The sequence below is a fragment of the Pseudomonas sp. WS 5011 genome (assembly GCF_012985775.1).
Classification (GTDB): domain Bacteria; phylum Pseudomonadota; class Gammaproteobacteria; order Pseudomonadales; family Pseudomonadaceae; genus Aquipseudomonas; species Aquipseudomonas peli.
The window spans coordinates 87,763-100,815 of record NZ_JAAQXA010000006.1; the positions used below are offsets into that span (position 1 = coordinate 87,763).

The following is a 13,053-nucleotide window of genomic DNA, read 5'->3' on the forward strand; positions in this document are numbered from 1 at the left end:
AATAAAAAGGCCCATCATTCGACGGGCCTTTTTTCAATCACCAGCGCAGTTTTTAGGCCAACGCAGCCTCGCTGCGACGTTCAAGTTTCTTCACCTGATACTCCCGCGCCGCCTGATGAAACGCCCCCAACAGCGCGTTGTAATCCGCCTTCTCCCAATAGCGATACTCGGGATGCCACTGCACCCCAACAGCAAACGCCTTGGCGCCAATCACACTGACCGCCTCGATCTGCCCATCCTCGGCCACGGCTTCAACCTGCAAGCCCTCGCCCAGTCGATCAACCCCCTGACCATGCAATGAGTTGACCTTGATCTGCCGCTCGCCGAACAGAGAATGCAACACACCGCCCTCGGTCAGGGCGACGTTGTGCATCGGGCCGTAGGCCACATCATCCGGTACGTCCTTCACCTCACGGTGATCAAGACGCCCTTCCACCTCATGCACTTCACGGTGCAGGGTGCCGCCAAACAGCACGTTCATTTCCTGCATGCCACGGCAGATGCCGAGGAAAGGAATGCCGCGATCAATACAGGCGCGCAGCAGGCGCAGCACGGTTTCATCGCGGGGTTTGTCGGCCAGGCCGAGGCCGGGATGCTCGTCGCCATAAAAGCTGGGGTGCACGTTGGAGAGTGAGCCGCCGAACATGATGCCGCTGACGCTATCCAGTACGGTGTCCATGTCCAGATCATCGCCGAAGGCGGGGATCATCAGCGGGAAGGCACCGAAGCCGGTGACGGCGTGGATGTACTTCTCACCGACTAGGTGAAACCAGCCGATATCACGGCTGGTCAGCTGCCAACGGCACAGGGGAAGGCCAATCATGGGTTTGCTCATTGCAAGGAGTCCTCTTCATAAATAATTGAAGTGGGCTGCCCTTGGGAGAGCGGGCTTGCGGGTCAGGAAACCCTGAACCCGCTCACCCAAGGGGTGCCGTAACCTGCGGTCACTGCACCAACGCCGCGCCCGCGCGGCTGGTTTGTTGCGTAAAGCGATGGCTATGTATCCATTACGTGCTGCATACAATCGGTAGGTTGGTGTTGAGCGCAGCGAAGCCCAACAGGCATTGGTATCGCTCGTTGGGCTTCGTCACTACGTTCCTCAACCCAACCTACGTCTGATCGCCTGTTAATCGCGGCCAAGACGGAACGCCGTCCGACCGCTCCTACAAGCCGTCATCCACATCTAAAAAAGGGGGCTGATCCTGCGATCAGCCCCCTGGGTGTTACTTAGCCATTACTCGGGAACGCAAACTGAGCCGCCTCGTGGCTGGCGCGCTGCGGCCAGCGCTGGGTGATGGCCTTCTTGCGGGTGTAGAAGCGCACACCGTCCGGGCCGTAGGCGTGCAGGTCGCCGAACAGCGAGCGCTTCCAGCCGCCGAAGCTGTGGTAGCTGACCGGTACGGGCAGCGGTACGTTGACGCCGACCATGCCCACTTCGATTTCGTCGCAGAACAGGCGTGCGGCTTCACCGTCGCGGGTGAAGATGCAGGTGCCGTTGCCGTATTCGTGGTCGTTGATCAGCTGCATGGCCGCTTCCAGGCTGCCGACACGGACGATGCACAGCACGGGGCCGAAGATTTCGTCGGTGTAGATGGTCATCTCCGGGGTCACCTTGTCGAACAGGGTGCCGCCGACGAAGAAGCCGTGCTCGTTGCCTGCCACCACCAGGTCACGACCGTCGACCACCAGGCTTGCGCCCTGGGCCACACCAGCATCGATGTAGCCTTTGACCTTGTCACGCGCCGCGCCAGTAACCAGCGGACCCATGTCCAGGCCGCAGGAGGTGCCTGCACCGATTTTCAGCGCTTTGATCTGCGGCACGATCTTCTCGACCAGGGCATCGGCGATCTGGTCGCCCACGCACACGGCTACCGAGATGGCCATGCAGCGCTCGCCGCAGGAACCGTAGGCCGCGCCCATCAGTGCGCTAACGGCGTTGTCCAGGTCGGCATCGGGCATCAGCACGGCATGGTTCTTCGCGCCGCCCAGGGCCTGGACGCGCTTACCGCGCTTGGTGCCTTCGCTGTAGATGTATTCGGCAATCGGCGTGGAGCCAACAAAGCTCAGGGCTTTGACTTCTGGCGCTTCGATCAGCGCATCCACCGCTTCCTTGTCGCCGTGCACGACGTTGAGCACGCCTTTTGGCAGACCGGCCTCGATCAGCAGTTGGGCGATATACAGGGTGGAGCTTGGGTCACGCTCGGATGGCTTGAGGATGAAGCAGTTGCCGCAGACGATGGCCAGCGGGTACATCCACAGCGGCACCATGGCCGGGAAGTTGAACGGGGTGATGCCGGCCACGACGCCGATTGGCTGCATGTCGCTCCAGGCATCGATATTCGGGCCGACGTTGCGGCTGTACTCGCCCTTGAGGATTTCCGGGGCGGCACAGGCGAACTCGACGTTCTCGATGCCGCGCTTGAGTTCACCGGCGGCGTCTTCCAGGGTTTTGCCATGCTCTTCGCTGATCAGCTTGGAGATGGTCGCTTCATGCTGCTCCAGCAGTTGCTTGAAGCGGAACATCACCTGAGCACGCTTGGCTGGCGGGGTGTTGCGCCAGGCCGGGAAGGCGCTCTTGGCCGAGTCGATGGCCAGCTGCATGGTGGCGCGATCGGCCAAGGCAACTTTCTTGGTCGCCGCGCCGGTGGACGGGTTGAACACGTCAGCGCTACGGCCGGTACCGGCAGTCAGTTCGCCGTGGATCAGGTGGTTAACGAGGGTCATGGCAATTCCTTAATAACGGATCTTGTTTTTGCAGGAGCCTGGCTGCTGGCTCCTGCAGGGAATGAGGGGTCGCTTAGTCGAGGCTGTTCAGCACATCACCGACGGCGTTGAACACGGAGTCCAGCTGCTCGGGCTTGGTGTTGAAGGTTGGCCCGAACTGCAAGGTGTCACCGCCGAAGCGTACGTAGAAGCCAGCGTTCCACAGTTTGATACCGGCCTCAAACGGACGGATCACCGGGTCGCCGTCACGCGGGCTGATCTGGATCGCGCCGGCCAGGCCACAGTTGCGGATATCGACGACGTTCTTGCTGCCTTTGAGGCTGTGCAGCTTCTCTTCAAAGATCGGTGCCAGGGCGGCGGACTGCTCGATCAGGTTGTCGCGCTTGAGCAGCTCCAGGGTTGCCAGGCCGGCGGCGCAAGCCACCGGGTGGCCCGAGTAGGTGTAGCCGTGGCCAAACTCGACCATGTGCTCGGGGATCGCCTGGTTCATAAAGGTGTTGTAGATCTCGCTGGTGGCGATCACTGCGCCCAGGGGAATCGCGCCGTTGGTGACCTGCTTGGCGGTGTTCATGATGTCAGGCACCACCCCGAAGAACTCGGCACCGGTCCACTTGCCCATACGGCCGTAGGCGGTGATCACTTCGTCAAAGATCAGCAGGATGTTGTGCTGGGTGCAGATCTCACGCAGGCGCTGCAGGTAGCCGACTGGCGGCACGATCACCCCGGCGGAGCCGGACATCGGCTCGACGATGACCGCGGCGATGTTCGAGGCGTCATGCAGTTCGATCAGCTTCAGCAGCTCGTTGGCCAGCTCAACACCGCCAGTAGCCGCCATGCCTTTGGTGAAGGCCAGGTGCGACTGCAAGGTGTGCGGCAGGTGGTCGGCGTCCATCATCTGGCCGAACATCTTGCGGTTACCGCCGATGCCACCCAGCGAGGTGCCGGCGATATTCACGCCGTGGTAGCCACGAGCGCGGCCAATAAATTTGGTTTTGCTCGGTTGGCCTTTCAGGCGCCAGTAAGCCTTGGCCATCTTCACCGAGGTGTCGGCGCACTCGGAACCGGAGTCGGTGTAGAACACGTGATCGAGGCCGGCTGGGGTCAGCTCGGTGATTTTCTCGGCCAGCTGATAGGACAGCGGGTGGCCGTACTGGAAGCCCGGTGCGTAATCCAGGGTGCCCAGCTGCTTGGCCACGGCCTCCTGAATTTCCTTGCGGTTGTGCCCAGCGCCACAGGTCCACAGGCCGGACAGGCTGTCGAATACGCGACGGCCCTTGTCATCGATGAAGTGATTGCCATCGGCGCCGACGATCAAACGCGGGTCGCGCTTGAAGTTGCGGTTGGCGGAAAACGGCATCCAGTGCGCATCCAGCTTGAGCTGGCTGGCCAGGGACGGGACTTCGATCTGCGGCATGTTCATGGTGGCCTCGGTGTGGGCGATTGAAGCGGTAAAGTCGAATCTGTTGCCAGTAAAGGTGCCACGGGCTTAGAGTCAGGAAAACACGACTCTTCTTATCTTTAGTTAAGTGTTCGCTAAACAAAGACCTCACCATGAGCACCTCACCATGAGCACTCGCCGCCCCGACCCACTGGCCCAAGTCAGCGACTTTGATATCCGCTTGCTCAAGCTGTTTCGTAGCGTGGTGGAGTGCGGCGGCTTTTCTGCGGCGGAAAGCGCTTTGGGCATCGGCCGCTCGGCGATCAGCCAACAGATGAGCGACCTGGAACAACGCCTCGGCCTGCGCCTGTGCCAACGCGGCCGCGCCGGCTTTGCCCTGACCGAAGAAGGCCGCGAGGTCTACCAGAGCACCCAGCAGTTGCTGGCCGCACTGGAGAGCTTTCGCACTGAGGTCAACGGCCTGCACCAGCACCTGCGCGGCGAGCTGAATATCGGCCTGACCGACAACCTGGTTACAGTGCCGCATATGCGCATCACCAATGCCTTGGCGCGGTTGAAGGAGCGCGGCCCGGATGTGCATATCCACATCCGCATGACGCCGCCGAGCGAGGTGGAACAAGGCGTGCTCGACGGCCGCCTGCACATCGGCGTGGTGCCGCAGGTCACGCCGTTGTCCGGGTTGGAATACCAGGCGCTGTACGACGAGCGTTCGCTGCTCTACTGCGCGGTCGGCCACCCGCTGTTCTATGTCGATGATCAACAGTTGGAGGATGAGCGGCTGAACGCCCAGGAGGCCATCGCGCCGACCTTCCGCCTACCGCCCGAAGTGCAGAGCCACTACCAGGCGCTCAATTGCACCGCCAGCGCCTCGGACCGCGAAGGCATGGCCTTTCTCATCCTCACCGGGCGTTATATCGGCTACCTGCCCGACCATTACGCCCAGGCCTGGGTGCAGCAAGGCCGCCTGCGCGTGCTGAAACCGGCCAGCCGCTTCTATGACATCAGCCTAGCCTCGGTGACACGCAAAGGCCGCCGCCCGCATCTGGTGCTGGAGAGCTTTCTGGAGGCCCTGGCCGAGGCCTGAGACCCGGATCAAAACAGCGCAAAATACGCACAATGACGGTGCAAAGCCCGCTTAAATAGGGCTTGTAACGCTTTTTCCGCCCCTTGCGCTTGTCACCTTGGCGGCGCTGGGGTATCAGTGCAGGCGTCCGAAAACCTGACCACTGCGGAACCGCCCATGACTGTTGAAGTACTTGCGCACCGAGCCGATCCGACCAACAAACCTGCCGGCCGGATTCGGCAGAAAAACGAAGAGGCGATCATCAAGGCCGCCGAGGAAGAGTTCGCCCGCCACGGCTTCAAAGGCACCAGCATGAACACCATCGCGCAGAACGTTGGCCTGCCCAAGGCCAACCTGCACTACTACTTCAGCAACAAGCTGGGGCTGTATCAGGCGGTGCTGGTGAACATCCTTGAGCTGTGGGACAACACCTTCAACAACCTGAGCGTGGACGATGATCCCGCCATCGCGCTGGCCGGTTATATCCGCGCCAAGATGGAATTTTCCCGCCGCCACCCGAAAGCCTCGCGCATCTATGCCATGGAAGTGATCAGCGGTGGCGAGCACCTCTCGCAGATGCTCAATCAGGATTACCAGACCTGGTTCCGTGGCCGCGCGGCGGTGTTTGAAGCCTGGAGCGCCGCCGGCAAGATGGACCCGGTCGACCCGGTGCACCTGATCTTCCTGCTGTGGGGCAGCACCCAGCATTACGCCGACTTTGCCTCGCAAATCTGCCGCGTTACCGGCCGCTCGCGCCTGGTAAAAGCCGACTACGAAGAAGCCGCCGACCAGCTGATCGCCATCATCCTCAAGGGCTGCGGCCTAACCCAGCCATCCAAAGACGCCTGATGCCCTTCACCCTGCTCGGCCCTTGCGAGTACCGCGAGGAAATTCGCAAAAGCCGCTTTATCGCCCTCGCCGCGCCGGTTACCAGCGCGGCCGAGGCGCAGGCGTTTATCACGTTGCACTGCGACGCCAGCGCCAGCCATAACTGCTGGGCCTGGAAGGTTGGCCAGCAGTACCGCTTCAGTGATGACGGCGAACCCGGCGGCACGGCGGGTCGGCCGATCCTTGCAGCCATCGAGAGCCAGGAGATGGATCAGGTGGCGGTACTGGTGATCCGCTTCTACGGCGGCATCCAGCTCGGCACCGGTGGGCTGGCTCGCGCCTACGGCGGCAGCGCCAATAAATGCCTGCAAAGCGCACCGCGCATCGAGTTGGTGGCCCGCGAGCAGTATCGCTGCCATTGCCTGTTTGCCGAACTGCCGCTGCTCAAGGCGCACCTGGCCGAGCTCGACTGCCTGCTGGAGCACGAAAGCTACGACGCCACCGGAGCCGAATTGCACCTAGCCCTCCCTGCGCCACGGGTTGCCGAGTTGCAGCGACTGCTGGCGGATATCAGCCGTGGCCGGAGTGAGCTGCGGCCGCTCTAAATCCTGGCGCAACGCTCTGCACTGCGCCAAAACGCACCAGCATCTCGTCGCCTTGCACCAAGCTAGGGCCACTTAATGGCGTGGTATTACGGCAGGGCTTGCATCGACGCCGCCAGCAGGCTTTTCTGACTCACTGGCCAGCTTTTTGCTTTAGCCAGGGCAGTTGTCATTCCCGAGCCTCTGTCCATGTCCAGTTCCCCTTCTGTTCCACGCTTGCAGCTGAGCGGTATCAGCAAGCGCTACCCCGGCTGCCTGGCCAATGACCGTATCGATCTGAGCATCGCGCCTGGGGAAATCCATGCGCTACTCGGCGAGAACGGTGCTGGCAAAAGCACCCTGATGAAGATCATCTACGGCGTCACCCAACCCGACAGCGGCGAGATTCGCTGGCAGGGTGAACCGCTGAAGATGCGTGACCCAGCCATGGCGCGCAGCCTTGGCGTAGGCATGGTGTTTCAGCACTTCTCGCTGTTCGAGACTTTGAGCGTGGCGGAGAACATCGCATTGGCCATGGGCGCAGCGGCCGGCACACCGAAACAGCTGGAGCCGAAGATTCGCGAAGTCTCGCAGCGTTATGGCATGGCCCTGGAACCGGGCCGGCTGGTGCACAGCCTGTCCATCGGCGAGCGGCAGCGGGTGGAGATCGTCCGTTGCCTGATGCAGGACATCAAACTGCTGATTCTTGATGAACCGACCTCGGTACTGACCCCGCAAGAGGCCGATGAGCTATTCGTCACCCTGCGCCGTCTGGCTGCCGAGGGCTGCAGCATTCTGTTTATCAGCCACAAGCTCGGCGAGGTGCGCGCCCTGTGCCAGAGCGCCACGGTGCTGCGCGGCGGTAAGGTGTCGGGGCATTGCATACCGGCCGAGTGCAGCGACCTGCAACTGGCGCGGCTGATGGTCGGCGACGCCGAGGGGCTGGAAAGCAGCTACCCGAAAGCTGACGGCGGTCTGCCGCGTTTGCGGGTGGATGACCTCAGCTGGCACAACGCAGACCCGTTCGGCTGCACCCTCAGCCAGATCCGCCTGGAAGTACGCAGCGGCGAGATCGTCGGCATCGCCGGAGTCGCCGGCAATGGTCAGGACGAGCTGCTGGCTCTGCTCAGCGGCGAAGCACGCCTGCCGCGGAGCGAGCGCGAACGCATCAGCCTGGACACTCAACCCATCGCCGACCTGTACCCGGATGCACGGCGCAAGCTGGGCCTGGCCTTTGTTCCGGCCGAACGCCTGGGTCACGGCGCGGTACCGGATATGAGCCTGAGTGATAACGCCCTGCTCACCGCTTTCCAGCAGGGTTTGCTGAGTAAGGGGCTGATTCAGCGCGGCAAGGTGCGAGCCCTGGCCGATGAGATTATCCAGCGTTTTGCGGTAAAGACGCCGGATGCCGATGCGCCCGCGCGCAGCCTGTCCGGCGGCAACCTGCAGAAATTTATCCTCGGCCGCGAAATCCTGCAGAACCCGAAACTGCTGGTGGCGGCGCACCCGACCTGGGGCGTGGACGTGGGCGCGGCGGCGGCGATCCATCGCGCGCTGATTGCCCTACGCGATGCCGGCGCGGCGATTCTGGTGATCTCCGAAGACCTCGACGAGCTGTTCCAGATCAGCGACCGCATTGGTGCGTTGTGCAGCGGCAAGCTCTCGCCCCTGGCCGCCACCGCAGAAACCGAAGCCGTTGAAGTCGGCCGCTGGATGGCCGGCGAATTCGCTCCACTCCCCCCTATCACAAGCACGCCGGCAGCCGCTGCTGCCAGCCTGAGCTGACGGAGTTTTCCATGCTGTTATCCCTCGAACCGCGTGGTCAGCAATCGCGCGCCATGCTCTGGCTATCGCCGCTACTCGCCGCGGTGCTGACTCTGTGCAGCGGCGCGCTGTTATTCGCCCTGCTCGGCCACGACCCGCTGGACACACTGCACACCTTGCTGATTGCGCCGCTGGCCGACTGGTATGGCGTCTCCGAACTGCTGGTCAAGGCGCTGCCGATTCTGCTCTGTGCACTTGGCCTCGCCGTGGCCTATCAGGCGCGCATCTGGAATATCGGTGCCGAAGGTCAACTGCTGCTCGGCGCGCTGGCCGGCAGCGCCATGGCGATCCAGATCATCGACTGGGACAGCCGCTGGGCGCTGGTCTGGGTGGTGCTCGCCGGCGTGGCAGCGGGTGCAGCCTGGGGCGGCCTGACCGCCTGGCTGCGTACGCAGTTCAATGCCAATGAAATCCTCACCAGCATCATGCTCAACTACATCGCGCTGAACCTGCTGCTGTTCTTCGTGCATGGCCCGTTGAAAGACCCGGCCGGTTTCAACTTCCCTGAGTCGGCAATGTTCGGTGATGCCAGCCGCCTGCCGCTGGTGAGTGAAGACGGTCGCCTGCATGCCGGCCTGTACTTCGCCCTGCTGGCCCTGGTGGCGGTGTGGGTGTTGCTGCACAAGAGCTTTCTGGGTTTTCAGATCAAGGTGCTAGGCCTCGACCGCCGCGCTGCCGGCTTTGTCGGTTTTCGCGAGAAGCGCCTGGTGTGGTTTGCCCTGCTGGTCAGCGGCGGCCTGGCCGGGCTGGCGGGTGTCGGTGAAGTGGCCGGGCCGATTGGCCAACTGGTGCCGCAGGTATCGCCGGGCTACGGCTACGCGGCGATCACCGTGGCCTTTCTCGGCCGTCTGAATCCGCTAGGCATTCTGTTCGCCAGCCTGCTGATGGCCCTGCTGTACCTGGGCGGCGAGAACGCGCAGATGACCATGAACCTGCCCCAGGCGATCACCCAACTGTTCCAGGGAATGATGCTGTTCTTCCTGCTCGCCTGCGACGTGCTGATCCTCTATCGGCCACGGCTGAAGTGGAAATGGGCGCAGCGCACAACCAACGCCGAAGCAATGGCCTGACAACGTATCTGTAGGAATTCCCGATGGACCTCGACCTGTTAAGCAATATTTTCTACGCCATGGTGCGCACCGGTACGCCGCTGCTGCTGGTGGCGTTGGGTGAACTGATCTGTGAGAAGAGCGGCGTGCTCAACCTCGGCCAGGAAGGCATGATGCTGTTCGGCGCGGTGATCGGTTTTATCGTCGCCCTGAGTACCGGCAACCTGTGGCTCGGCGTGCTGCTGGCGATGAGCGCTGGCATGCTGCTGTCGATGCTGTTCGCCGCGGTGGCCCTGGGCTTTAACGCCAATCAGGTGGCCACCGGGCTGGCGCTGACCATCTTCGGCGTCGGCCTCTCCACCTTTGTCGGCGCGGCCTGGGTCGGCAAACCGCTGGCCGGTTTTGAGCCCATTGCCATTCCGCTGCTTAGCGAGACTCCACTGATCGGGCGCATGCTGTTTGCCCAGGACATTCTGGTTTACCTGTCCTTCGCCCTGTTCGGTTTAGTGGCCTGGGTGCTGCTGAAAAGCCGCATCGGTTTGATCATCCAGGCGGTCGGTGAAAACCCCGACGCGGCCAGCGCCATGGGCCTGCCGGTGCTGCGCGTGCGCACATTGGCGGTGTTATTCGGTGGTGCCATGGCCGGGTTGGCGGGCGGTTACCTGTCGCTGGCCTATACACCGATGTGGGCGGAAAACATGACCGCTGGGCGCGGCTGGATCGCCCTTGCGCTGGTGGTATTTGCCAGCTGGCGGGTATTCCGCGTATTGCTCGGCGCCTATCTGTTCGGCCTGGCCAGCATCATCCATCTGGTGGCACAGGGCATCGGCCTGTCGATCCCTTCCAACCTGCTGGCGATGCTGCCCTATGTGGCGACCATCCTGGTGCTGGTCCTGCTGTCGCGCGACGCGATCAAGACACGCCTGTTTGCCCCGGTATCACTGGGCAAACCGTGGCAGCCAGGGCACTGACCCTCACGCACCAGCAGGCAGCACAAGCAGCACCTGACGCACCAGCACAGCACCTCCACAGAACCTCGCTTCGGCGGGGTTCTGCGTTTTTACGCGGCGCGCAGCGCTAATTGTCCAGTTGGTCAGCTTTTTGCAATCCAACTGGCAGCTGTTTAACAACCACGTACCCACACACATCGGAGTTCCGCCAACCATGTTCGAGAAGAGCAAAAAACCGCTGCTGCGCACCCTCGTTGCCGCCCTTGGCTTTAGCGCCACATTGGGCGCTTCCGCCGCCGATCCGTTGAAGGTCGGCTTTGTCTACATTGGTCCGATTGGCGACCACGGCTGGACTTACCAGCATGAGCAAGGCCGTCAGGCGGTGATCAAACAGCTCGGCGACAAGGTTGAAACCAGCTACGTGGAAAACGTCCCGGAAGGTGCGGACGCCGAGCGCGTAATTCGCAACATGGCCAAGGGTGGTTATGACCTGATCTTCACCACCTCCTTCGGCTACATGAACCCGACGCTGAAAGTCGCCAAGCAGTTCCCCAAGCTGACCTTCGAGCACGCCACCGGCTACAAGCAGGACAAGAACCTCGGCACCTACCTGTCGCGCTCTTATGAGGGCCGTTATGTCGGCGGATTCCTCGCGGCGAAGATGACCAAGACCAAGAAAGTCGGCTACGTCGCCTCCTTCCCGATCCCGGAAGTCATCCGCGATATCAACGCCATCCAGCTGGCTTTGGACAAGTACAACCCCGGCACTGAGATCAAGGTGGTGTGGGTTAACTCCTGGTTCGATCCGGGCAAGGAATCCGATGCGGCCAACGCGCTGATCGACCAGGGTGTCGACGTGGTGTTCCAGCACACTGATAGCCCTGCGCCGATCCAGACCGCCGAACGTCGCGGCGTCTATTCCGTGGGCTACGCCTCGGACATGGCGCACTTCGGGCCGAAAGCCGTACTGACCTCAATCGTCAACGACTGGGGCCCGCACTACGTCAAATCCACTCAGGCGGTGATCGACGGCAAGTGGGCACCACAGGATTTCTGGGGCGGCCTGGCTGAAGACACCATTCGCCTGCCGATCAGCGACCTGGTGCCGGCGGATGTGAAAACCGAAGCCGAGCAGATCATTGCCGACATCAAGAGCGGTGCCTTCCACCCGTTCACCGGGCCGATCAAGGACCAGAGCGGCGTCGAGAAAATCCCGGCAGGCGTCGCCGCGACCAACGCCGAACTGGCCTCGATGAACTACTACGTGGAAAACGTAAAGGCTGAATTGCCGAAGTAAGTCATAACCCAGATGCCGTCCCTGCCTCACTGGCAGAACCGCATCACAGGGCGCCCTATAAATAGAGGCGCCCTTTTTCGCTGCTTGGAGCCTGTCGGGCTCAACCGTTCGTCGCGAGGGAAGGCCGGTTTGAGGCAGTTTTGTGGGTTTACCGAGGCGAATAGCGCGCTATTTAACGAGGGAAAGCCACAAAAGTGGCCAAATCCGGATTTTCCGCAGCAGAACAGTGTTGAGTTCGACAGGCTCCTTAGTACGAGAAGACTCGCAGCACCGCCCCACCCGGAGCCTCTATGAACACCCTACCGATTATCGACATCGCCGCGCTTTACTCAGCCGATCCAACCGCCTGGCCCGCCGTGGCTGAGCAGATAGACCGCGCCTGCCGCGAGTGGGGCTTTTTCTACATCACCGGCCACCCGATCAGCCCGGCGCGGATCGCCGAATTGCTGAGCGCCGCCAAGACTTTCTTCGCCCTGCCGGCTGCAGAAAAGCTCAAGATCGACATCACCCAGACAGCCCATCACCGTGGCTACGGCGCGATTGCCACCGAGCAGCTCGACCCGAGCAAACCGAGCGATCTCAAGGAAACCTTCGATATGGGTTTCCACATGGACCTCAATCATCCCGAGGTGCTGGCCGGCAAACCGCTGCGCGGCGCCAATCGGCATCCCGACCTGCCCGGTTGGGAAACACTGATGGAACAGCACTACGCCGATATGCAGGCGCTGGCGCAAACCCTGCTGCGCGCCATGACCATTGCCCTGAATATCGACCGCGATTTTTTCGACACGCGCTTCAATGAGCCGATCAGCGTGCTGCGCATGATCCACTACCCGCCGCGCCACACCGCCAGCAGTGCCGAACAGCAAGGCGCGGGTGAACACACCGATTACGGTTGCATCACCCTGCTCTACCAAGACGACGCCGGAGGCCTGCAGGTGCGCCACCGCGATGGCCAGTGGATCGACGCGCCGCCGATGGCCGGCAGCTTTGTGGTGAACATCGGCGACATGCTCGCGCGCTGGAGCAACGACCGTTACACCTCCACCCCGCATCGGGTGATCAGCCCGCTGGGGGTTGATCGCTACTCCATGCCGTTCTTCGCCGAGCCGCACCCGGATACCGAAATCAGCTGCCTACCGAACTGCTCGGACGCCAGCAACCCACCCAAGTATCCGTCAGTAACCAGCGCCGAATACCTACTCTCGCGCTTTGCTGACACCTACGCTTACAGGCGTGAAGAACAGACGGGCGCATAACACCGCCCGCACCCCGGAGGAACGGCCTTGGCCGCGAGAGCGTTGCGCGGTCAAGGCGATTTAGCGCCCGGCTGATTCG

The 13,053-nt window shown here is 62.2% G+C and carries 11 protein-coding genes; 8 read left to right on the forward strand and 3 right to left on the reverse strand.

What is annotated here, in order from left to right; translation table 11 throughout:
* Positions 1–52 precede the first annotated feature (52 nt).
* From HBN63_RS08680 to HBN63_RS08690, 3 genes are all read right to left on the reverse strand, one after another.
* Positions 53–823 carry a gamma-glutamyl-gamma-aminobutyrate hydrolase family protein gene (locus tag HBN63_RS08680; protein WP_170049123.1) on the reverse strand — a complete coding sequence of 257 codons (771 nt, stop codon included), beginning with the start codon at positions 821–823 and terminating at the stop codon, positions 53–55.
* Positions 824–1,227: 404 nt separating this feature from the next.
* Entirely contained in the window at positions 1,228–2,724 is a 1,497-nt protein-coding gene (locus HBN63_RS08685) for a CoA-acylating methylmalonate-semialdehyde dehydrogenase (protein WP_170049124.1), read from the reverse strand.
* 73 nt (positions 2,725–2,797) lie between these two features.
* The gene (locus HBN63_RS08690; protein WP_170049125.1) at positions 2,798–4,144 is read right to left on the reverse strand and encodes an aspartate aminotransferase family protein; all 1,347 of its coding nucleotides are present in this window, start codon (positions 4,142–4,144) and stop codon (positions 2,798–2,800) included.
* 145 nt (positions 4,145–4,289) lie between these two features.
* Here HBN63_RS08690 and HBN63_RS08695 point away from each other — a divergent pair, with 145 nt between their 5' ends.
* The 8 genes from HBN63_RS08695 (at position 4,290) to HBN63_RS08730 (ending at position 12,974) form a co-directional block, all read left to right on the forward strand.
* Positions 4,290–5,207 (forward strand): LysR family transcriptional regulator, encoded by a 918-nt coding sequence (locus HBN63_RS08695; RefSeq protein WP_170049126.1) that lies wholly within the window; start codon positions 4,290–4,292, stop codon positions 5,205–5,207.
* Between the two features lie 156 nt (positions 5,208–5,363).
* Positions 5,364–6,035, forward strand: coding sequence for a TetR/AcrR family transcriptional regulator (locus HBN63_RS08700; protein WP_170049127.1), 672 nt, complete (start codon positions 5,364–5,366; stop codon positions 6,033–6,035).
* The gene (locus tag HBN63_RS08705) at positions 6,035–6,619 is read left to right on the forward strand and encodes a YigZ family protein (RefSeq protein ID WP_170049128.1); all 585 of its coding nucleotides are present in this window, start codon (positions 6,035–6,037) and stop codon (positions 6,617–6,619) included. The genes HBN63_RS08700 and HBN63_RS08705 overlap by 1 nt, the downstream gene beginning before the upstream one ends.
* A 180-nt stretch (positions 6,620–6,799) precedes the next feature.
* A complete protein-coding gene (locus HBN63_RS08710) occupies positions 6,800–8,380 on the forward strand; it encodes an ABC transporter ATP-binding protein (protein WP_170049220.1) in 1,581 nt (526 codons plus the stop codon).
* 11 nt (positions 8,381–8,391) lie between these two features.
* The gene (locus HBN63_RS08715) at positions 8,392–9,489 is read left to right on the forward strand and encodes an ABC transporter permease (RefSeq protein ID WP_160089023.1); all 1,098 of its coding nucleotides are present in this window, start codon (positions 8,392–8,394) and stop codon (positions 9,487–9,489) included.
* Between the two features lie 23 nt (positions 9,490–9,512).
* Positions 9,513–10,439, forward strand: a complete 927-nt coding sequence (locus HBN63_RS08720; protein WP_170049129.1) for an ABC transporter permease — start codon at positions 9,513–9,515, stop codon at positions 10,437–10,439.
* 193 nt (positions 10,440–10,632) lie between these two features.
* A complete protein-coding gene (locus tag HBN63_RS08725; protein ID WP_090255395.1) occupies positions 10,633–11,715 on the forward strand; it encodes a BMP family ABC transporter substrate-binding protein in 1,083 nt (360 codons plus the stop codon).
* A 290-nt stretch (positions 11,716–12,005) separates the two neighbouring features.
* The gene (locus HBN63_RS08730) at positions 12,006–12,974 is read left to right on the forward strand and encodes a 2-oxoglutarate and iron-dependent oxygenase domain-containing protein (protein WP_170049130.1); all 969 of its coding nucleotides are present in this window, start codon (positions 12,006–12,008) and stop codon (positions 12,972–12,974) included.
* Positions 12,975–13,053 lie beyond the last annotated feature (79 nt).